This is a genomic window from Ruegeria sp. YTSC002, assembly GCF_059609845.1.
Genome location: NZ_JBXWML010000001.1, coordinates 510,475 through 529,162, shown reverse-complemented (window position 1 = coordinate 529,162; position 18,688 = coordinate 510,475). Strand labels below are relative to the sequence as shown.

Sequence of the window (18,688 nt, the reverse complement as noted above, 5' to 3'; positions counted from 1 at the left end):
CGGATCAATCTGCATGGACTTGCACAGCACCTATCCCGGCATACCGGATCTGAAACACCGTGCGCGCCGTCGCCTGCCGCATTTCGTGTGGGAGTATATCGACAGTGGAACCGGGATTGAGACGACACTGCACCGGAACCGCCAGGCCCTGGATGACGTGCGCCTCTGCCCCTCGATCTTGCATGGCGAGCTGGACTTTGATACGTCACAGACGTTTCTCGACGCTTCGTATCCGCTGCCGTTCGGAATCGCGCCGATCGGCATGTCCGGGCTGGTCTGGCCCCGCGCCGAACAGCTGCTTGCCAGCGCGGCCGCAAAGGCGGGTATTCCCTATACTCTGTCGACAGTGGCCAGCCAAAGCCCCGAAGACATGGCACCGCATATTGGGGACAATGCCTGGTTCCAGCTTTACCCGCCCCGAGATCCGGATATTCGAAAGGACCTGCTGAACCGGGTCCGCAAGGCCGGGTTCAAAACCCTGGTCCTCACCGCGGATGTTCCCGTCGCATCGCGCAGGGAAAGGCAGACACGATCGGGCCTGCGGCAACCCCCAAAGCTGACCCCGCGCATTCTGGCGCAGATCGCCCAGCGGCCCGCCTGGGCCATCGGCATGCTGCGCAACGGCGTGCCGCACATGCGAACGCTGGACAAATATATCGAAAACCCCGGAGATCTGCCGCCCACGGCTCATATCGGTTACCTGCTTCGAACCTCGCCGGATCTGGACTATGTCAAATGGCTGCGCGACCACTGGGACGGTCCGCTTGTCCTGAAGGGTGTCCTGCGCCCGGAGGATACGAGCCGGCTGGAACAGGTTGGCGTCGACGCCTTGTGGGTGTCGAATCATGGCGGTCGTCAGTTTGATGCGGCCCCGGCCAGCATTGAGGTTCTGCCCTCTGTCCGGGATGCGACCCGCCTGCCCCTGATCTTCGACAGTGGCGTCGAAGGTGGCCTGGATATCTTGAGGGCCATGTCACTGGGCGCAGACTTCGTGATGCTTGGGCGGGCTTTTTTGTATGGTCTCGCGGCACTTGGCGTGCAGGGGCCTGCACATGTCATCGAGATTCTCAGGCAGGACCTGCATGCAAATATGGGCCAGATGGGCCTGGCAAGCCTGTGTCAGATTGAGAGTTAACGTTAAACATTTGATGCTGCGGCGCAGCAAAAGTATAAGGGCGCTGCGATCATAGGGCGTTTGCGAGCGATAACATGCCGGTTCTACCCAGAAGAACGGATATACCTGCGCGTATTCTCCGCCCAAAAAGACGCCCATACACAAAAGACCGGGACCTATCATGACAGACTTCAACAAGATCCTGATCGCCAACCGCGGCGAGATTGCCATCCGCGTCATGCGCGCAGCAAACGAGATGGGAAAACGAACCGTCGCCGTTTACGCTGAAGAAGACAAACTGGGCCTGCACCGGTTCAAGGCGGACGAGGCATATCAGATCGGTGAAGGCATGGGGCCGGTGGCCGCGTATCTTTCGATCGACGAGATCATCCGTGTCGCCAAGCAATGTGGTGCCGACGCGATCCACCCGGGCTATGGCCTGCTGTCCGAGAACCCGGATTTCGTCGATGCCTGCGTCAAGAACGGCATCACCTTCATCGGCCCCAAGGCGGAAACCATGCGCGCGCTTGGCGACAAGGCCAGCGCGCGGCGCGTAGCCATCGAAGCAGGTGTTCCGGTCATTCCTGCCACCGAAGTTCTGGGCGATGACATGGACGCGATCCGCAAGGAGGCCGCCGAAATCGGCTATCCGCTGATGCTCAAGGCGTCCTGGGGCGGCGGCGGGCGCGGGATGCGCCCGATTCAGTCGGAAGACGAGCTGGAAGAGAAAGTGCTGGAAGGCCGTCGCGAGGCCGAAGCCGCCTTTGGCAATGGCGAGGGTTATCTGGAAAAGATGATCATTCGTGCGCGCCACGTCGAGGTGCAGATCCTGGGCGACAAACACGGTGAGATCTATCACCTCTATGAACGCGACTGCTCGGTCCAGCGCCGGAACCAGAAGGTCGTGGAACGCGCCCCTGCCCCGTATCTGAGCGACGAACAGCGCGCCGAGATCTGTGAACTGGGCCGCCGTATCTGCGCTCATGTGAACTATGAATGCGCCGGCACGGTCGAGTTCCTGATGGATATGGACACCGGCAAGTTCTATTTCATCGAGGTGAATCCTCGTGTGCAGGTGGAACACACCGTCACCGAAGAAGTCACCGGCATCGACATCGTGCAGGCGCAGATCCTGATCGCCGAGGGCAAACCTCTGGCAGAGGCGACCGGCGCTGCAAGCCAGGCAGACGTACAACTGAACGGCCACGCGTTGCAGACCCGGATCACGACGGAAGACCCGCAGAACAACTTCATCCCCGACTATGGCCGCATCACCGCCTATCGCTCGGCCACCGGTATGGGCATTCGTCTGGATGGCGGCACGGCCTATGCGGGTGGTGTGATCACACGGTATTATGACTCGCTGCTGACCAAGGTTACCGCCTGGGCCCCGACGCCCGAAAAAGCGATCAGCCGGATGGACCGTGCCTTGCGAGAATTCCGAATTCGTGGTGTCAGCACCAATATCGATTTCGTCATCAACCTGCTCAAGCATCCGACCTTTTTGTCGAACGAATACACCACCAAGTTCATCGACACCACGCCCGAGCTGTTCACCTTCAAGAAGCGGCGCGACCGGGGCACCAAGGTTTTGACCTATATCGCGGACATCACCGTGAACGGGCATCCCGAAACCAAGGACCGCCCGCGCCCGCGCGCCGACCTGAAGGAGGCCAGGCCTCCGGCGCTGAAGGCCGAACCGCAGATGGGTACCCGCAACCTGCTCGAGCAGAAGGGCCCGCAGGCGGTGGCCGACTGGATGAAGGCGCAGCGCCAACTGCTGATCACTGACACCACCATGCGCGACGGGCACCAGTCTCTGCTGGCGACGCGGATGCGCTCGATCGACATGATCAAGGTGGCGCCGACCTATGCGGCGAACCTGCCGCAGTTGTTCTCGGTCGAATGCTGGGGCGGCGCGACATTCGACGTCGCCTACCGTTTCTTGCAGGAATGCCCGTGGCAGCGCCTGCGGGACCTGCGCGAGGCGATGCCGAACCTGATGACCCAGATGCTGCTGCGCGGCGCAAACGGCGTGGGCTATACGAACTACCCTGACAACGTGGTGCAGGAATTCGTGCGTCAGGCGGCGACAGGAATTGACGTGTTCCGCGTCTTCGACTCGCTGAACTGGGTCGAGAACATGCGCGTGGCGATGGATGCGGTCGTCGAAAGCGGCAAAATTTGTGAAGGTACCGTCTGCTACACCGGCGATATTCTTGACCCGGATCGCGCCAAGTACGACCTGAAATACTATGTCGGCATGGCGAAAGAACTGCGCGACGCCGGCGCGCATATTCTGGGCCTGAAGGACATGGCGGGCCTGCTGAAGCCGGCTGCGGCCAAGATCCTGATCCGCGCGCTGAAAGAAGAGGTCGGGCTGCCGATACACTTCCACACCCATGACACCGCCGGTATTGCCAGCGCGACCATTCTGGCCGCGTCCGAGGCGGGCGTGGATGCTGTTGACTGCGCGATGGACAGCTTCTCGGGCAACACCAGCCAGGCAACACTGGGTACGGTGGTCGAGGCGCTGCGCCACACCGACCGCGACACCGGGCTGGACATCAAGGCCATCCGTGAAATCAGCGATTACTTCGAGGCTGTGCGTGGCCAGTATGCGGCCTTCGAATCCAGCCTTCAGGCCCCGGCGTCCGAAGTTTACCTGCACGAGATGCCCGGCGGTCAGTTCACCAACCTCAAGGCACAGGCGCGCAGCCTGGGCCTGGAAGAGCGCTGGCACGAAGTGGCACAGATGTATGCCGACGTGAACCAGATGTTCGGTGACATCGTCAAGGTCACTCCGTCTTCCAAGGTCGTTGGCGACATGGCGTTGATGATGGTCAGCCAGAACTTGACCCGTGAACAGGTCGAGGATCCGAATACCGATGTGGCCTTCCCCGATTCGGTCGTGGATATGATGCGCGGCAATCTGGGTCAGCCTCCGGGCGGTTTCCCCGAGACCATTATCAAGAAGGTGCTGAAAGACGAGGTGCCCAACACCCAACGACCCGGCAAGGATGTGCCCCCGGTCGATCTTGAAGCCACCCGCGCCGAGCTGTCCAAGCAGCTGGAAGGCAAAGAGGTCGATGACGAGGATCTGAACGGATACCTGATGTATCCCAAGGTGTTCCTGGACTACATGGGTCGCCACCGGGTCTACGGCCCGGTCCGTACGCTGCCAACGCGCACCTTCTTCTACGGCATGGAGCCGGGCGAGGAGATCACCGCGGAAATCGACCCCGGCAAGACGCTGGAAATCCGCTGTCAGGCCATTGGCGAAACGGATGAAAAGGGCGAGGTCAAAGTGTTCTTTGAACTCAACGGTCAACCGCGCGTGATCCGGGTTCCGAACCGGTTGGTCACCTCGACCACGCAGGCGCGGCCCAAGGCCGAGGTCGGCAACCCGGATCATGTCGGTGCGCCGATGCCAGGTGTTGTTGCCACTGTCGCCGTAACAGCGGGCCAGCAGGTCAAGGAAGGCGACATGCTGCTGACCATCGAGGCGATGAAGATGGAAACCGGCATCCACGCCGAGCGCGATGCGACCGTCAAGGCCGTTCATGTGCAGCCCGGCGGCCAGATTGACGCAAAGGACCTTCTGATCGAGCTGGAATAAGCTGCCGAACCGATTACAGTTCAAAGGGCCGCGCGGGAAACCACGCGGCCCTTTTTCTATGCCGGAGCGGAGACCCACCATGCTTGCTATCACCCCGATCTATGCGGCCCTGATCGCTATTCTTTACGTTGCACTCAGCGTCAAAGTGATCCTGCAGCGCCGCAGCGACAAAATCTCGGTCGGGGATGGGGGCAGCAAATTGATGATCAAGGCGATACGGACACATTCAAATTGCGCCGAATACGCCCCAATCGCCCTATTGTTGATCACCATGGTGGAATTGCAGGGCGCCGGAGGGTTGCTTGTGCATATACAGGGTTTGATGTTGCTGGCCGGGCGTCTGCTGCACGCTTACGGATTCGGGCGCACGCCCCAGATCGTCATCCTGCGGCAGGCTGGAATGAGCCTGACGTTCCTGGCCATTCTGGTTGCGGCCATCGCCAACCTGATTCTGGCTCTGTAGGACAGCTGGCGGGTGCTACCCCGTCAGATCCGTCGTCATCACATGGGGCGCTTTCAACAAAACGGGCGTGATCCGATTGTGTTCGTGATCGTCCGATTCCGGCATCACGGCGACCAGCAAGATCATCGCGGCCAGCGCCATTATCTTCATGTCTGCAACGGATATCATGAAAGCCCCTCTGCCTGTGTCCTTTTTTGATCCGTGTTTGAGATTGAACGGGCCGGATGCCGGGTTCCGTCGAAATACTTTTTTCTCATTTTTGTGTTTTTCCGCTTGCAGCCCCGCGTGGGAATTTATAAATCCCTCCTCACTCAACGGCGCGGGCGTAGCTCAGGGGTAGAGCATAACCTTGCCAAGGTTAGGGTCGGGCGTTCGAATCGCCTCGCCCGCTCCATTGAGAGGTCTTCGGACCACATATGTATCTGATGCGGGCGTAGCTCAGGGGTAGAGCATAACCTTGCCAAGGTTAGGGTCGGGCGTTCGAATCGCCTCGCCCGCTCCAGATACAGAACTCTCCATACATGCTGGTTCTTCACAAGACATTGCGTCATTCTGGTTGCATCGCCCAACGCAGGATTCACCCATGTCTGATTACGTCATCCGCCCACTCACCGTTGACGAGGTGCAAAAGGCCGTCGATTGGGCCGGGCGCGAAGGGTGGAACCCGGGGTATCACGATGCTCGTTGCTTCCACGGCACGGATCCCCGCGGGTTTCTCGGCGGGTTCCTGGATGGCGAAATGATCGCTTCCATCTCGGTCGTTCAGTATGATGACACCTTTGCGTTCCTTGGGTTCTACATCGTCCGGCCCGAGTTTCGCGGATCGGGCCACGGGCTGAAAATCTGGCGGCACGCCTTGGAAAACTGCAATGCGGACAACATCGGTCTGGATGGTGTCGTCGAGCAGCAGGATAACTACCGCAAGTCCGGTTTTACCTTTGCCTATAACAACTACCGCTTTGGCGGGACAAAACGCGGGATTCTGGCCGCGCTCGGGGCGCAACCGGCTGCGCGGGTTGAGGAGTTGCACAGCTTCTCGGACGATCTAGCCGCCTATGACCGGCAGATGTTCCCTGCCCCGCGCGACATCTTCCTTCGCGATTGGCTGAGCGCGCCCAGCCACGCCTCGCGCGTGATTGCCGAGAATGGCGTAATCCGGGGCTATGCGACCCTGCGGCCCTGTCAAAGCGGATACAAGATCGGGCCGTTGTTTGCGGACGACGCCGAGATTGCGCAAGCCCTGTTGGCCTCGGTATTGGACGCCATCCCCGACGATCACACCACGCATGACGTGTTCATCGACATGCCGCGGCCCAACGCCGCCGCCTTTGCGCTGGCGGATGCGCTGGGTCTTGAGAAGGTGTTTGAAACGGCCCGGATGTATTCCGACCACACGCCGGATATCGATCTGGACCGTGTCTTTGGCGTCACCACATTCGAACTGGGTTAAAACGCCTTGAACGTCATTGTGGTCAGCGAGCGTTCGATATTGGGAATCACCAGCAGGTGTTCGTTGATGAAATGGCCCACATCCTCGGTTTCGGGGATATAGAGCTTGAGCAGCAGGTCATATTCACCGCTGGTGGAATACAGTTCGGAGTGGATTTCGCGCAGGGCGATTTCCTCGGCGACCTTGTAGGTGGTGCCGGGCTTGCAGCGGATCTGGATGAAAACGCAGGTGGACATGGTTTGACCCTATCGGTTCGTGTTGTTGGCAAGCTGACACGGGGCCAAGCCGGGTGCAATCCCCTGCAACAGTTTGCAGCGATCGCAACGCATGGTCTGGAAAACCACGACCATCCCCGTCTATAAGCGCGCCTGTAGCAAAAGGAATTCGCCCATGCGCAGCGCAAAGATCAGCCGCCAGACTGCCGAAACGGAAATCTCGGTAGAGATCAATCTGGATGGCGCCGGTACATATGACAACCAGACCGGAGTTGGCTTCTTTGATCACATGCTGGATCAACTGGCGCGCCATTCCCTGATCGACATGACGATCCGCACCAAGGGCGATTACCACATTGATGATCACCACACGGTCGAAGATACCGGCATCGCGCTGGGGCAGGCTTTGACGCAGGCCCTGGGCGACAAGAAAGGTATCCGGCGGTACGGAGAATGCCACCTGCCCATGGATGACGCTCAGGTGCGCTGTGCGCTGGACCTGTCGGGCCGCCCCTATCTGATCTGGAATGTGGACCTGCCGACGCAGAAGATCGGTGCATTCGACACAGAACTTGTGCGCGAGTTCTTTCAGGCGCTCAGCACCCATGGCGGCATCACGCTGCATATCGACCAGTTGCACGGTTTCAACAGCCACCACATCGCCGAGGCCGCATTCAAGGCCGTCGCGCGCGCGCTGCGTGACGCCGTCGAAACCGATCCGCGCAAGGCAGACGCGATTCCGTCGACCAAAGGCGCGTTGTAAATGCTGACCGCCATTATCGACTACGAAAGCGGCAACCTGCACTCGGCGGAAAAAGCGTTTCAGCGCATGGCGCAGGAGGTCGGCGCGGGCGAGGTTGTCGTCACCTCGGACGCGGATGTTGTGGCGCGCGCGGATCGCTTGGTTCTGCCCGGCGACGGGGCGTTTCCGGCATGCGCTGCCGAATTGCGTGGTCACAAGGGTATCTATGACGCGATGGTCGAGGCGGTCGAACAGAAAGGCCGCCCGTTTCTGGGCATCTGTGTGGGCATGCAGTTGATGGCAACCAAGGGCCATGAATACAGCGAAACGGATGGTCTGGACTGGATTGCCGGCGATGTCGTCAGAATCGAGCCGTCAGACACATCGCTGAAAGTGCCGCATATGGGCTGGAACGATCTTGTTCTGGACAGCGATCACCCGGTGTTCAACGGGGTGAAATCCGGCGATCACACCTATTTCGTGCATTCTTACCACTTCCGGGTATCCGACCCGGCACAGCGATTGGCTTATGTGGATTACGGGCAGGAGGTCACGGCCGTCATTGGCCGCGACACGATGGTTGGAATGCAGTTTCACCCCGAGAAAAGTCAGGACGTTGGCCTGCGCATGCTGGGAAACTTCCTGACCTGGAAACCCTGAACCCTACTGAACACGCGTCCAGGTTTGTCCGCGGCAGATCAGACCGCCCGCCACACACCCTTTGACGGTTAGTTTGTTCTGGCCGTCCAGCGACATTTTCGAGTTGTATGTCTTGTCCCGGTCCGGTGCCCAGATCTTGCCGCTGTCATAGCTTCCGCCACCCTCGGGCACCATGTCCCAGATGATCTGCTTGCCAAGGTTTTCATATTCCAGCTGCTCGTTGCCATCCGCATCAAACGCGCTGTCGATGGTTCCGCAGATCGCACTGCCGCATGCGGAAATCGTCACGTGCAGATAGCCGCCGGTATCACCCGGTGCGGTCTTCCACAGACCGTCGACGGGATCCGCAGCCATTGCGCTGGTCGCAAGAAGCATCAAACCCGCTGCAAAAGTAAATCTCTTCATGATTGTCTCCCTGTTTTGCGAGCAGTCTGACCCGGCAACCAGCTGCGGGCAAGAATGACCCAGCGTCGCGTTGCATCCCCTGCCCCGCCTGTGCGATATCCCGCGCGTGCAACACAGATATAGGGCCGCCCGACATGATCCTCTACCCCGCCATCGACCTCAAAGACGGCAATGCCGTGCGCCTGCTGCGTGGTGAAATGGACAAAGCCACCGTGTTCAACGAAGACCCCGCCGCGCAGGCGCGCGCTTTTGTCGAGGCCGGGTGCGAGTGGCTGCATCTGGTCGATCTGAACGGCGCCTTTGCAGGTGAGCCGGTCAACGCCGCCCCGGTCGAAGCGATTCTGAAAACCTGCGACGTGCCCGCGCAATTGGGCGGTGGCATCCGTGACATGGCCACCATCGAAACCTGGATCGAAAAGGGTCTGGCGCGGGTTATTCTGGGCACGGTCGCGGTCGAGAACCCCGATCTGGTGCGCGAAGCGGCCAAAGCCTTTCCCGGCAAGGTCGCCGTGGGCATCGACGCGCGCAACGGTCTGGTTGCCACCAAGGGTTGGGCCGAAGAAACCGACGTTCAGGTAACCGATCTGGCCCGCAGCTTCGAAGACGCGGGCGTGGCCGCGATCATCTACACCGACATCAACCGGGACGGCGCGATGCAGGGCCCCAATGTCGAGGCCACCGCAGAGCTTGCCAAAGCGGTTGATATTCCGGTCATCGCATCTGGCGGCGTGTCCTCGATCGCCGATCTGATCGCCCTGCGCGATTGTGGCGCAGCCCTGAACGGTGCCATTTCCGGACGTGCACTTTATGATGGGGCGATTGATCTGAAAGAGGCTCTGACGACGCTCAGAGAATAGTTCAATGTTCCATTCGCCGGTAAAGCGTTCCGATCTGTCCGCGCAAAGCCTGCTGCACGAACGGTACAAAACCGGCGACTTTCTGGACTGCTTTAGCGTCGAATCCGATCTTCCACCGCGCCGGGCCGCGGAAATCATCACCGCGTTCCCCGGATGGGCGATGGCGTTGCTTCGGCTGCGCGGTCTGCTGGTAACACCCTTTGACCTCAGTACGACCGGCCCGGATGCTGACGACAAGCTGGGTATTTTCCCGGTTGAACATGATGACAGGACCGAGGTGATCGCAGGTTTCAACGATCGCCACCTGGATTTCCGGGTTTCCGTCCTGTCGGAAAACGGTCGCATCTCGCTGGCCACGTGGGTCCGTCGCCATAACCTTGGCGGGCACCTGTACCTTGCAGCGATCCTGCCGTTTCACATCCTGATCGCGCGAAACGCGCTTGCGCGTGTGAAAAGCGCAAGCGCAGATCCAAAACGGTCTTAACCCGCGGCGGCAGCGGTCAACTTGGCGAGCGCACCGCGCATCTTCTCGATGACTGGTGACTTTTCGACGTCATCCAGCTCGTCCATCGTTTCCTTGGGGTCTTCATAGGCCAACCAGACCTGACCGTTCCCATCCTCATACGCCTGCACTTTGAGCGGCAGGAACAATCCTGCACGCGGATCGATCTGCATGGCCGGTGTACCCAGCGCAGGATTGCCGAAAACCAGCACTTGATTGGCCGGAATGGGCGTACCGACCTTTTCCGCCCCGGCCGCGTGGTCGATACGGGCGAAGACAGTGGCCCCTGCGTTGCCAACCGCCGCTTCCAGCGCATCCAGCGCCTCGGCTACGGATTTGTTCGTTTGAACTTTGATGATGTCGTCAGCCATGGCGGCCAAAGCCCCTCCGAGCGAAAAAATTGAAGCAAGTATCAAGCTACGCATGTCGGTTTTCCTTCTGTAATATTCACCCCAATTCTCACAGGTTTTGGAATTCTGACAATCACAAGTCTGGCATCAGCAAAGCCTTGCCTGAATTGGAGATGCTCATTTTACCCTTGTTTTTGCGAACAATCCGACCAGAAGCCAAACATTTTACTGTGTTGAGCCATAATTCGGGCGGAATCCCCGCTTAACTCCTTCGTCAAACACAACAACCCGGGTGGCAAACGTGAGTATTTCCAACCTAGACGTTCCCAAGACGTCCAGATTCGGATCAGCAACCATTGCGATCTTCTGCGCGGCGATTTTCACGAGCGCCAGTCTGCTGTTCTTTGTCCAGCCGCTTTTTGCCAAACTGGTTCTTCCAAAAATCGGCGGCGCCCCGGCGGTCTGGACGACCGCAATGCTGTTTTTTCAAGTGGTGTTGATACTCGGGTATGTGTACGCGCACCTGTTGACCAAGTTTCTGCCTTTGCGCTGGCAGATCATCGCCCATTTTGCCTTTTGGGTGGCGGCGCTGACTTTCCTGCCGCTGTCCACCAGCGAAAGCTGGAGCTATGACGCCTCGACCTCGACCGCGCTGCAAACGCTTGGCCTGTTCGCCGTAGGTGTGGGTGTACCTTTTGCGGTATTGTCGGCAAATGCGCCCCTGTTGCAGGCCTGGTACGCCAGGTCGGGCGGGCCTTCGGCGGATGATCCGTATTTCCTTTACAGCGCCAGCAATGTCGGATCCTTGCTGGCGTTGTTGGCCTTCCCCCTGGTTGCGGATCCATTTTTTGGCGCGGCCGAGATCAGCCGCGTTTGGCTGATCGGCTTCGTACTGTTCGGGGCGCTCTTGCTGGGCAGTGGCATGATCGCCCTGTGGGGATCACGTCACACAGAGTCCTCGGTGCAAACAGCACTCAAGGCCAGTTTCCCCACCCTGCGGCAAATGGCTATCTGGGTGTTCGTCGCCTTCATCCCCTCTTCCTTGATGCTGTCCTTCACAACGCGGGTCAGCACGGACCTTGGTGCTCTCCCGCTGATCTGGGTCGTTCCGCTGGCGGTCTACATCCTGTCCTTCATCATTGCCTTCGCCAAATGGAAACACCTGACGCTTGACGCCTTGAACCTGCCCATGCTGGCGGCGCTGGCGGCGGGTGTCGTACTGGTGTCCAAAGTGGTCAGCGAACATGACGCGCCGGTGGTTATCCTGCTCTATGTCCCGGTGTTGTTCGTCATCGCTCTTTTTGCGCACCGCCTGCTTTACGACATGCGTCCGTCAGCCGAGCAGTTGACCGTGTTCTACATCGCCCTTTCGGTGGGCGGAGCGATTGGCGGGCTGTTCAACTCGATCGTTGCGCCAATTGCCTTCACACGTGAGTTGGAGGCGCCAATCACCATGATCCTGGCCGGAGGATTGTTCCTTGTCCGCGCGCCGGGATTTGCCCTTCGCCACGTCATCATGGGCATTGCGGCAAGTGTTTTCATCCTCGTCATCGCGGGTGCGACACGGGGCGTCGCGGCCCTGAGTGCGGACATCCCGCGCGCAGGCGCCCTGTTCGTGCTGATATTTGCGGTGCTGTACCTGTTCCGGGCACAGGCCATGCGTATCCCGGTGGTTCTTGCCGTCGTTCTGCTGCCTGCATTTGCAGTAAAGAACAATCCGGTGTTCGAAGACCGCAGCTTTTTCGGCGTGCATTCGGTGTATTCAAGTGAGGGCTACCGCGTCTACAAGAACGGCACCACGGTGCATGGCTGGCAACGCGAGTCCGAATATGGCACTCGGCCCACACCGCTGTCCTATTATCACCCCGAAGGACCAATGGCGCAGGTCATCACGTCGGACTTCGGCAAACAATCCAGCAGCATCGGAATTGTCGGTCTGGGAACAGGGGCGCTGGCCTGTTACCGGCAGCCTTCGCAAAACTGGGACTTCTTCGAGATCGACGCGACCGTTGACCAGATCGCACGCGACCCTTCGCTGTTCACCTATCTGTCGGAATGCACGCCCGATTCTGAAACCCATCTGGGTGATGCCCGGATCGTTCTGAAGCAAAAGCCATTTGCCTTCGATATTCTGGTCTTGGATGCTTACAGCTCGGACGCGATTCCGCTTCACCTGATTACACGCGAGGCGGTAGAGATGTACACGAGCCGCCTGACAGACGATGGGGTTCTGGTGTTCCACATCACGAACCGGTTCTACGATCTGGTCCAGCCTTTGGCCCGAATTGCCGACAGTTTGAACCTGACAGCTGCGCATCAAAGGCTGGCCGTGGGCGAAGAGCAGGTTGAAACCGGAGCCGCCACCAGCAGCGTTGTGATCCTGAGCCCGGACAAATCGCGAATTGAGAGTTTTGTGCAGGACGGAAACTGGCAAGTCGTTGAAACCGACGGTGCGCAGCCCTGGACCGATGACAAGGCAAACTTGCTCTCGGCGCTGAAACTGCTGAAGAACCAGGATCACTGAAGCTGGACACCCGGGCTGCCCATGGCCGGTGCGATCCGGGCCATGGGCGTCAAAACGTCTGTGGCATCAGCGGCGCTTTGTCGGTAAAGGTCCGGCAAAGAAGGACGATCAGATGCTGAAGACCCGGATCATTCCCTGCCTTGATGTTGCCGATGGCCGCGTGGTCAAAGGCGTGAATTTCGTCGGTCTGCGCGATGCCGGCGATCCCGTGGAATCGGCCAAGGCGTATGACGCCGCAGGCGCGGACGAGATCTGTTTTCTGGACATCCACGCCACCCACGAAAACCGCGGCACCATGTTCGACGTGGTACAGCGCACGGCCGAGCAGTGCTTTGTACCTCTGACAGTCGGCGGCGGCGTTCGGACCAAAGATGATGTACGCGCCCTGTTGCTGGCCGGGGCAGACAAGGTCAGCTTCAACTCGGCTGCCGTTGCCAATCCCGACGTAATCGCGGAATCGGCAGATCAATTCGGCAGCCAGTGCATCGTCTGCGCCATAGACGCCAAGACGGTCAGTCCCGGCAAGTGGGAGATTTTCACCCATGGCGGACGCAAGCCCACGGGCATTGACGCGGTAGAATTCGCAAAAACCGTTGTCGCCAAAGGCGCCGGAGAAATCCTGCTGACCTCGATGGATCGCGACGGCACCAAAGCTGGTTTCAACCTGCCCCTGACCCGTGCGATTTCCGATGCTGTGGGCGTGCCCGTGATCGCAAGCGGCGGTGTCGGCAATCTGGACCATCTTGTCGAAGGCGTCACCGAAGGCGGGGCGAGTGCGGTGCTTGCTGCCTCGATCTTCCATTTCGGCGAATACACGATCCGCGAAGCCAAAGAACATATGGCCGCCGCTGGCATTCCGATGAGGCTGACATGAGTATTCTACACGACCTTGCTGCCACGATCGAGGCACGTAAAGGGGCGGATCCCGATTCAAGCTGGACAGCCAAGCTGCTTGCAAAGGGTCCCGAGAAATGCGCCGAGAAATTTGGTGAAGAAGCCATCGAAGCCATCATCGAAGCCACGAAGGGCGATCAGGCCAAGCTGACCGCCGAAGCCGCAGACGTGCTGTACCACCTGCTGGTCATGCTGGCCGCACGAGACGTGGCGCTGGAAGATGTCCTGGCCGAGCTTGCGCGCCGTCAGGGCATCAGCGGAATTGCCGAAAAAGCCGCCCGCCCCAAAGGGTAAGGGCCGGGTTCCGCGCCGTTACGATGGCCGCTATACTCGGGCGTCAGAATGACAGGCCGAGGGCGCGACATGATCCGAGTTTTGATGCTTGTGGCAACGCTTGCCACCGTTGCGGCATGTGCGGCGCCTCCCCCCTCGACCGGGGATGAGGTACAACGCCTGACAGCCGAGATTCAGCGGCTTGGCCCGGATATCGATCCTGAAGAGGCCCGCCGGGCGGCGCAAGTCGCCTATTCCTATACCGCGCAGCTGGTGGACGAATACCAGATCACCGATCCGCCGCTGATCCACAATGCAAAGGTCAACAAGGGATTGCGCCCGCGTGGTCTGTGCTGGCATTGGGCCGAGGATATCGAGCGTCGCCTGAAACAGGAAGACTTCCAGACGCTGGAATTGCACCGCGCCATCGCCAACGCCGACAATCCACTGAGGATCGACCACAGCACCGCGATTATCAGTCGCAAGGGAGAGTCGTTGTATGAGGGCGTCGTGCTGGACCCCTGGCGCTATGGCGGGGTGTTGTTCTGGGCACCACTTGTCGAGGATACCCGTTATGAGTGGGTGCCACGTGACGTCGTGCTGGAAAAACGACGACAGGAACAGGTGGCCCGCCTGAAACCATATCAGCCAGCAACGCCCTAAAGCTTGGACGAGATGATCCCGGTGGAAAACCCGCCCATGCGCAGCTCGCCAAACAGGCGCTGATATTCGATCTTCGGGCAGCGGTTCATCACCACGTCAACACCGCGGGCCTCGGCCTTGGCTGCCGCATCGGGGTGTTCAACCCCGATCTGCATCCAGATCGTGCCGAGCGTCGGGAATGCATCCAACGCTTCGTCCACAATGGGCGGCACGGATTCGGACCGCCGGAAGATGTCTACCATGTCCACGGGTTCGGATATTTCCGAAAGGCTGCCTCGTACCGTCTGGCCAAACAGGTCTTTCCCGGCATGGCCCGGATTGACCGGGATCACGTTGAACCCTTTCAACGAAAGGTAGCGGGCGACGTAATAGCTGGGTCGCACCGGGTTCATGGACACCCCGACAACGGCAACGGTCTTGGTGCGTTGCAGAATGGTTCTCAGGTGCTGATCGGAATAGTCTGACATGCCCTATCCTTAGCAGGGTTCCAAAAAGAAAAAAGCGCCCAAGAAGTCTTGGGCGCCAGTTGTTGGAACGAGGGACAGTGAAATGACCCGCGGCAGTTCCATTCCGCGGTCACTGTGACATTTAGGCATATATTTGGGAAAAAAAAGAGGGGCAGCGCATTTTTGTGATGACTCTTCACGATTGCCTGATTCCCGCTCATTCCTGATAGAGGAGTGCCGGCCAGTTTTGTTCAGCCATCTCAATGTATTCTGCCTGATCCCGCTGCCAGACTTCTTCGATTTCGATCGAGTGCGTCAGGTACAGACGACCATCCACAACTTTCCAGGCCTTGGGGTCTGCACTCTTCAGAACGCCCATCGCCATCGCATATGAACAATACCCGCCGAACTGCGGCGCGAAAGCACGGGGGTTGCTTTCGAAAAGTTCGCGGTTCTCCTGCGAGGTGAAATGCCACCGCGCTCCTTTCCACATCACGGAATTCTCGGGCATGCCCATGATGGGCGAAGAACTGTCGAAAAAGGACACGGCATCATACCCGGCCAACGCCACCCCTTCGGTGGTGTAGTACACGGGCCTTTCCTGCGCATACGTGGCAGGCGCCATAAAAAAAGCGCACAGCGCGCCAAGTGTGGAACGTCGGGTCAGCATTGTCATGTCAGAATCTGAATTCACTGGGGTATGAAGATGCAATTTTTTGCTGCATGCGGAACCCCTGTTGACGTGGATGTGAACGATCTTCACCCAAATTCGTTCAATCAAAGATATCTTCGATCACATCCAAGGCTTCATCGAATACGCGCGAGAACATGCTCTTTTTCTTCTTTTTTCGCTTGGCCTTCCGCGGAGGGGTGTGAGAAACCGCAGGTCGCACCGTTTTGGAAGGCGCGGCCTTCCGCTTGGGCAGCATCTTCAGATCATGCAGAGGTGCGCCACAACTGGAACAGCTCAGCTCGTGCCGCTCCTTGCCCCTCAGGACCAACGCTGCCCGGGTCCCGCAATAGCAGCAGGTCGCGATTTTTGATGGACCGGGAATAGCGCTCTCCTTTTTTGTTAGGGCCGGGATGCATATAGGGCGATTGCCGCCGCATTTGAGACATTCAGCGATCCGAATCCCCCGGCTGCGTCAATTTTCACCAATTGATCTACGGTTTCCTTCGTCTTTTGGCGCAATCCCGGGCCTTCCGCCCCAAGAACAAGTGCGACGGGGCGGTCCCGACCGTCGCTCAGCGCGCCTTCGATCGTCACGTCTGCTTCTCCGTCCAGCCCAAGGACCAGAAATCCCATACTCTGTAGTTCAACAATTGTGTCGGCAAGGTTGCGCATCCGCAGGTAAGGTTGACGCTCCAGCGCGCCGCTGGCGGTTTTTGCCAGTGCCCCGGTCTCGGGCGCGGAATGGTGGCGCGTGCCAATCACGGCACTGGCACCCAGAACCTCGGCCGAGCGCAGAATCGCGCCGACATTGTGCGGGTCCGTGACGCGGTCCAGAAGAATGACGCGCGGGTTTTCCCGACCGATGCAGTTTTCGGCCAGACCGCCCCAGTCCAGTGGTTTCACCTCCAGCGCGGCCCCCTGGTGCACCGAGCCTGCATCAATGGGCGCCGTAAACTTGCGCGGATCAGCCATCTCGGGCTCGATACCAGAGAATTCAATCGCTTCCGCCAGTTTATCCCGCGCATTGCGCGTTACGATCAGGCGCAGTTTCTGCCGATTTGGGTTCATCAAGGCGTCGCGAACCGCATGCAGACCGAACAGCCAAACGGTTTCAGCAGCCGCGGCCTTGCGCGCCTGTTCCTTTTCAACGACCCATTTGGGTTTCTTCATTTTTCAGGCCTCCGGGCCAAGAGTTCGGTTTCCTGCGCCAAAGCGAAATTTTCCTGTTGACGCTCCTTTGGTGCGCTAGTAATCACGCCTCCACGTCAGGTGCAACGCCTGACAGTGGGCGACAGGCCGCAAGGTGTGGCAGGGGACTGTAACTCCCTCGCGGAGACGCACGCCTGGTTCGATTCCAGGGTCGCCCACCATCTTTCCAGCAGGTATCAAAGATGGTCAGAATGCATTGCCCGCGCGTGCTTACGTGCATGCTTATGCGCAAAGACGGCTGCAAAGACTCGTAAAAGTTGCGAAACCGGGCGTGGCCCGCTAGTCTGAACACGTTTTTGCGAGGGACTTGTTATGAGACTGCTTTTGGCGGCGCTTGCCGTTTGTGTCGCGGGCGCAGCGAATGCGCTGACTATTACATTTGACAACAATTTTCCGAATGATCCTCAAAGCGGGCTGACAACGTTTCAAGGAACCAGCCAGGGTTTCACTTTTGACTATGCTCCTGTCTACAACTTTGGAAATCAGATCAACTTCCACGACGACAACGGTGTGCTGTCAACGGTGGTGCAGGCCGTAAACGGGACGAGGTTTACGGCACAATCCGTGGATCTGTCTGGTTTGTCGCGTGTGTTCAAGACCGGTCGCGGCCCTGCACCCGCGCTTGGAACGCAGGCTTACAATCAGTGGCTCAAGGCGGGTACTGCGACAGTCCCGACCCTGACATTTTCGGGGCTTCTGAACGGTGCCACAGTTGCGACGCAGACGTTCGGGCCTTCGGCTTTGAGCACTTTTGGTTTTTCCAGTGGGTTCACCGCCATTGATCAACTGTTGATCACGCTGAACGTCCCCAATGCGGTCAAATTCCCCTTGGGCCTTGGATCCAATACCGTTTGGTGCGACCAATGGTGTGGCGAATTCAATGTGGACAACTTGCAGGTTGCACCGGTCCCCTTGCCCGCAAGCGGGCTGCTTTTGATCGGGGCCGTTCTGGGCCTGTTCGGGTACCGCAGGCTTAAGACAACCTAGTTGCACCCAACATGAAAAAAGGCGGCGCTGATTGTTGATCAGCGCCGTTTTTGGTCTCTCAAACAAATTTGGAAGGTTCTACTCCGCCGCCGGGCGCAGTCCCGAGACCTTGTTGAACCACACCTCGATTGCATCCAGATCCGCCGGGAGGGCCTCCGCGGAACCATCCGCGAAGGTCTGGAATTTCTCTTCGTTCAAACCGTTCACGCCGACCAGAACCGGAATATCCATCGCCAGCGCTTCGCCGATCACGGGGCGGAACCCTCGACCGTCGGATTCATGCTTGCCGAACTTGTTGATGATCAGCAGCTGTGGCGCATCCTCAAGCGAGGCAGTCACATATCCCACCGCCTGTTCCAGCGCTGCGGGGTCCAGACGGCAGCCGCGTGACTGGGTGCCCAGCGACTGCGAAATGCGGATGGTTTCACCGTCGGGCAGCACGCGCAAGTCCATATCGCATTTGCTGCTGTCGGCACATTCCGTGTTCGTTTGCACGACACCGGCCAGTTTCGCGCCGGACGCCAGCAGACGTTCCGCAACGGCGCTCAGCAGGCGGTCTGTCGCGCCGCGATCGGTGGTGGTGACATAGGCCAGATGCATCTTGGACCTCTTGTAATTCGTTTGTGACGTTTCAAATAGCAC

Annotated in this window: 22 protein-coding genes and 3 tRNA genes; 16 read left to right on the top strand and 9 right to left on the bottom strand. The window is 59.1% G+C overall.

Features of this window, described 5'->3' with window-relative positions:
- Nucleotides 1-13 precede the first annotated feature (13 nt).
- From AC2FFD_RS02670 to AC2FFD_RS02660, 3 genes are all read left to right on the top strand, one after another.
- Nucleotides 14-1,135, top strand: coding sequence for an alpha-hydroxy acid oxidase (locus tag AC2FFD_RS02670; RefSeq protein WP_496871810.1), 1,122 nt, complete (start codon nt 14-16; stop codon nt 1,133-1,135).
- A gap of 160 nt (nt 1,136-1,295) precedes the next feature.
- The gene (locus tag AC2FFD_RS02665; protein WP_170343697.1) at nt 1,296-4,733 is read left to right on the top strand and encodes a pyruvate carboxylase; all 3,438 of its coding nucleotides are present in this window, start codon (nt 1,296-1,298) and stop codon (nt 4,731-4,733) included.
- Nucleotides 4,734-4,812: 79 nt separating this feature from the next.
- The gene (locus AC2FFD_RS02660) at nt 4,813-5,196 is read left to right on the top strand and encodes an MAPEG family protein (protein WP_496871808.1); all 384 of its coding nucleotides are present in this window, start codon (nt 4,813-4,815) and stop codon (nt 5,194-5,196) included.
- Nucleotides 5,197-5,211: 15 nt separating this feature from the next.
- Here the strand turns inward: AC2FFD_RS02660 and AC2FFD_RS02655 are convergent, their stop codons facing one another.
- The gene (locus AC2FFD_RS02655; RefSeq protein WP_170343696.1) at nt 5,212-5,364 is read right to left on the bottom strand and encodes a hypothetical protein; all 153 of its coding nucleotides are present in this window, start codon (nt 5,362-5,364) and stop codon (nt 5,212-5,214) included.
- 151 nt (nt 5,365-5,515) lie between these two features.
- On the opposite strand from AC2FFD_RS02655, the gene AC2FFD_RS02650 reads away from it, so the two are divergent.
- The 3 genes from AC2FFD_RS02650 to AC2FFD_RS02640 all read left to right on the top strand — a co-directional run bounded on the left by AC2FFD_RS02650 (nt 5,516) and on the right by AC2FFD_RS02640 (nt 6,646).
- A tRNA-Gly gene (locus tag AC2FFD_RS02650) sits at nt 5,516-5,590 on the top strand.
- Between the two features lie 33 nt (nt 5,591-5,623).
- Nucleotides 5,624-5,698 (top strand) — tRNA-Gly (locus AC2FFD_RS02645).
- A gap of 81 nt (nt 5,699-5,779) precedes the next feature.
- Nucleotides 5,780-6,646: a GNAT family N-acetyltransferase gene (locus AC2FFD_RS02640; protein ID WP_496871806.1), complete on the top strand. Its 867-nt coding sequence runs from the start codon at nt 5,780-5,782 to the stop codon at nt 6,644-6,646.
- On the opposite strand, the gene AC2FFD_RS02635 is transcribed toward AC2FFD_RS02640, so the two are convergent.
- Nucleotides 6,643-6,882, bottom strand: a complete 240-nt coding sequence (locus AC2FFD_RS02635) for an Lrp/AsnC family transcriptional regulator (RefSeq protein ID WP_050602861.1) — start codon at nt 6,880-6,882, stop codon at nt 6,643-6,645. The genes AC2FFD_RS02640 and AC2FFD_RS02635 overlap by 4 nt on opposite strands.
- Nucleotides 6,883-7,036: 154 nt before the next feature.
- On the opposite strand from AC2FFD_RS02635, the gene hisB reads away from it, so the two are divergent.
- Both hisB and hisH read left to right on the top strand, forming a co-directional pair.
- Entirely contained in the window at nt 7,037-7,624 is a 588-nt protein-coding gene (gene hisB, locus AC2FFD_RS02630) for an imidazoleglycerol-phosphate dehydratase HisB (protein WP_496871804.1), read from the top strand.
- Nucleotides 7,625-8,263, top strand: coding sequence for an imidazole glycerol phosphate synthase subunit HisH (gene hisH, locus AC2FFD_RS02625; RefSeq protein ID WP_170343693.1), 639 nt, complete (start codon nt 7,625-7,627; stop codon nt 8,261-8,263).
- Between the two features lie 3 nt (nt 8,264-8,266).
- Here the strand turns inward: hisH and AC2FFD_RS02620 are convergent, their stop codons facing one another.
- The gene (locus AC2FFD_RS02620) at nt 8,267-8,668 is read right to left on the bottom strand and encodes a DUF2147 domain-containing protein (protein WP_170343692.1); all 402 of its coding nucleotides are present in this window, start codon (nt 8,666-8,668) and stop codon (nt 8,267-8,269) included.
- Between the two features lie 134 nt (nt 8,669-8,802).
- On the opposite strand from AC2FFD_RS02620, the gene hisA reads away from it, so the two are divergent.
- Both hisA and AC2FFD_RS02610 read left to right on the top strand, forming a co-directional pair.
- On the top strand, nt 8,803-9,525 hold the full coding sequence (gene hisA, locus AC2FFD_RS02615; RefSeq protein ID WP_496871802.1) for a 1-(5-phosphoribosyl)-5-[(5-phosphoribosylamino)methylideneamino]imidazole-4-carboxamide isomerase: 723 nt from the start codon (nt 8,803-8,805) through the stop codon (nt 9,523-9,525).
- Nucleotides 9,526-9,529: 4 nt separating this feature from the next.
- A complete protein-coding gene (locus AC2FFD_RS02610) occupies nt 9,530-10,009 on the top strand; it encodes a DUF2867 domain-containing protein (RefSeq protein ID WP_170343690.1) in 480 nt (159 codons plus the stop codon).
- On the opposite strand, the gene AC2FFD_RS02605 is transcribed toward AC2FFD_RS02610, so the two are convergent.
- Nucleotides 10,006-10,452, bottom strand: a complete 447-nt coding sequence (locus AC2FFD_RS02605) for a DUF302 domain-containing protein (RefSeq protein ID WP_496871800.1) — start codon at nt 10,450-10,452, stop codon at nt 10,006-10,008. The two genes, AC2FFD_RS02610 and AC2FFD_RS02605, sit on opposite strands and share 4 nt — an antisense overlap.
- Before the next feature lie 226 nt (nt 10,453-10,678).
- Here AC2FFD_RS02605 and AC2FFD_RS02600 point away from each other — a divergent pair, with 226 nt between their 5' ends.
- From AC2FFD_RS02600 to AC2FFD_RS02585, 4 genes are all read left to right on the top strand, one after another.
- Nucleotides 10,679-12,901 (top strand): fused MFS/spermidine synthase, encoded by a 2,223-nt coding sequence (locus AC2FFD_RS02600; RefSeq protein WP_496871798.1) that lies wholly within the window; start codon nt 10,679-10,681, stop codon nt 12,899-12,901.
- 112 nt (nt 12,902-13,013) lie between these two features.
- A complete protein-coding gene (hisF, locus tag AC2FFD_RS02595) occupies nt 13,014-13,775 on the top strand; it encodes an imidazole glycerol phosphate synthase subunit HisF (protein WP_496871796.1) in 762 nt (253 codons plus the stop codon).
- Nucleotides 13,772-14,089 (top strand): phosphoribosyl-ATP diphosphatase, encoded by a 318-nt coding sequence (locus tag AC2FFD_RS02590; RefSeq protein ID WP_170343689.1) that lies wholly within the window; start codon nt 13,772-13,774, stop codon nt 14,087-14,089. Before hisF ends, AC2FFD_RS02590 begins: the two co-directional genes overlap by 4 nt.
- Before the next feature lie 69 nt (nt 14,090-14,158).
- The gene (locus tag AC2FFD_RS02585) at nt 14,159-14,731 is read left to right on the top strand and encodes a hypothetical protein (protein WP_496719097.1); all 573 of its coding nucleotides are present in this window, start codon (nt 14,159-14,161) and stop codon (nt 14,729-14,731) included.
- Here the strand turns inward: AC2FFD_RS02585 and AC2FFD_RS02580 are convergent.
- From AC2FFD_RS02580 to rlmB, 4 genes are all read right to left on the bottom strand, one after another.
- Nucleotides 14,728-15,198 (bottom strand): CoA-binding protein, encoded by a 471-nt coding sequence (locus AC2FFD_RS02580; protein WP_257599101.1) that lies wholly within the window; start codon nt 15,196-15,198, stop codon nt 14,728-14,730. The two genes, AC2FFD_RS02585 and AC2FFD_RS02580, sit on opposite strands and share 4 nt — an antisense overlap.
- 196 nt (nt 15,199-15,394) lie before the next feature.
- Nucleotides 15,395-15,769: a YHS domain-containing (seleno)protein gene (locus tag AC2FFD_RS02575; RefSeq protein WP_496871793.1), complete on the bottom strand. Its 375-nt coding sequence runs from the start codon at nt 15,767-15,769 to the stop codon at nt 15,395-15,397.
- A 181-nt stretch (nt 15,770-15,950) separates the two neighbouring features.
- Complete coding sequence (locus AC2FFD_RS02570) at nt 15,951-16,232, bottom strand: hypothetical protein (RefSeq protein WP_437181774.1); 282 nt, start codon at nt 16,230-16,232, stop codon at nt 15,951-15,953.
- A 17-nt stretch (nt 16,233-16,249) separates the two neighbouring features.
- Nucleotides 16,250-17,020, bottom strand: a complete 771-nt coding sequence (gene rlmB, locus AC2FFD_RS02565) for a 23S rRNA (guanosine(2251)-2'-O)-methyltransferase RlmB (protein ID WP_496871792.1) — start codon at nt 17,018-17,020, stop codon at nt 16,250-16,252.
- Between the two features lie 116 nt (nt 17,021-17,136).
- Between rlmB and AC2FFD_RS02560 the strand changes: the two genes are divergently transcribed.
- Both AC2FFD_RS02560 and AC2FFD_RS02555 read left to right on the top strand, forming a co-directional pair.
- Nucleotides 17,137-17,220, top strand: a tRNA-Tyr gene (locus tag AC2FFD_RS02560).
- Nucleotides 17,221-17,371: 151 nt separating this feature from the next.
- Entirely contained in the window at nt 17,372-18,046 is a 675-nt protein-coding gene (locus AC2FFD_RS02555; protein WP_496871790.1) for a VPLPA-CTERM sorting domain-containing protein, read from the top strand.
- 78 nt (nt 18,047-18,124) lie between these two features.
- Here AC2FFD_RS02555 and AC2FFD_RS02550 read toward each other — a convergent pair whose 3' ends face one another.
- Nucleotides 18,125-18,646 (bottom strand): DUF2478 domain-containing protein, encoded by a 522-nt coding sequence (locus tag AC2FFD_RS02550; protein WP_496871789.1) that lies wholly within the window; start codon nt 18,644-18,646, stop codon nt 18,125-18,127.
- Nucleotides 18,647-18,688: the final 42 nt, after the last annotated feature.

Bases quoted from the DNA above. Each gene is read 5' to 3' on its own strand.
- AC2FFD_RS02550 (WP_496871789.1), bottom strand. From the start codon at position 18,646: ATGCATCTGGCCTATGTCACCACCACCGATCGCGGCGCGACAGACCGC.
- AC2FFD_RS02610 (WP_170343690.1), top strand. From the start codon at position 9,530: ATGTTCCATTCGCCGGTAAAGCGTTCCGATCTGTCCGCGCAAAGCCTG.
- AC2FFD_RS02555 (WP_496871790.1), top strand. From the start codon at position 17,372: ATGAGACTGCTTTTGGCGGCGCTTGCCGTTTGTGTCGCGGGCGCAGCG.
- AC2FFD_RS02580 (WP_257599101.1), bottom strand. From the start codon at position 15,198: ATGTCAGACTATTCCGATCAGCACCTGAGAACCATTCTGCAACGCACC.
- AC2FFD_RS02585 (WP_496719097.1), top strand. From the start codon at position 14,159: ATGATCCGAGTTTTGATGCTTGTGGCAACGCTTGCCACCGTTGCGGCA.
- hisH (WP_170343693.1), top strand. From the start codon at position 7,625: ATGCTGACCGCCATTATCGACTACGAAAGCGGCAACCTGCACTCGGCG.
- AC2FFD_RS02665 (WP_170343697.1), top strand. From the start codon at position 1,296: ATGACAGACTTCAACAAGATCCTGATCGCCAACCGCGGCGAGATTGCC.
- AC2FFD_RS02635 (WP_050602861.1), bottom strand. From the start codon at position 6,882: ATGTCCACCTGCGTTTTCATCCAGATCCGCTGCAAGCCCGGCACCACC.
- AC2FFD_RS02640 (WP_496871806.1), top strand. From the start codon at position 5,780: ATGTCTGATTACGTCATCCGCCCACTCACCGTTGACGAGGTGCAAAAG.
- hisA (WP_496871802.1), top strand. From the start codon at position 8,803: ATGATCCTCTACCCCGCCATCGACCTCAAAGACGGCAATGCCGTGCGC.
- AC2FFD_RS02590 (WP_170343689.1), top strand. From the start codon at position 13,772: ATGAGTATTCTACACGACCTTGCTGCCACGATCGAGGCACGTAAAGGG.
- AC2FFD_RS02660 (WP_496871808.1), top strand. From the start codon at position 4,813: ATGCTTGCTATCACCCCGATCTATGCGGCCCTGATCGCTATTCTTTAC.
- rlmB (WP_496871792.1), bottom strand. From the start codon at position 17,020: ATGAAGAAACCCAAATGGGTCGTTGAAAAGGAACAGGCGCGCAAGGCC.
- hisB (WP_496871804.1), top strand. From the start codon at position 7,037: ATGCGCAGCGCAAAGATCAGCCGCCAGACTGCCGAAACGGAAATCTCG.
- AC2FFD_RS02670 (WP_496871810.1), top strand. From the start codon at position 14: ATGGACTTGCACAGCACCTATCCCGGCATACCGGATCTGAAACACCGT.
- AC2FFD_RS02655 (WP_170343696.1), bottom strand. From the start codon at position 5,364: ATGATATCCGTTGCAGACATGAAGATAATGGCGCTGGCCGCGATGATC.
- AC2FFD_RS02620 (WP_170343692.1), bottom strand. From the start codon at position 8,668: ATGAAGAGATTTACTTTTGCAGCGGGTTTGATGCTTCTTGCGACCAGC.
- hisF (WP_496871796.1), top strand. From the start codon at position 13,014: ATGCTGAAGACCCGGATCATTCCCTGCCTTGATGTTGCCGATGGCCGC.
- AC2FFD_RS02605 (WP_496871800.1), bottom strand. From the start codon at position 10,452: ATGCGTAGCTTGATACTTGCTTCAATTTTTTCGCTCGGAGGGGCTTTG.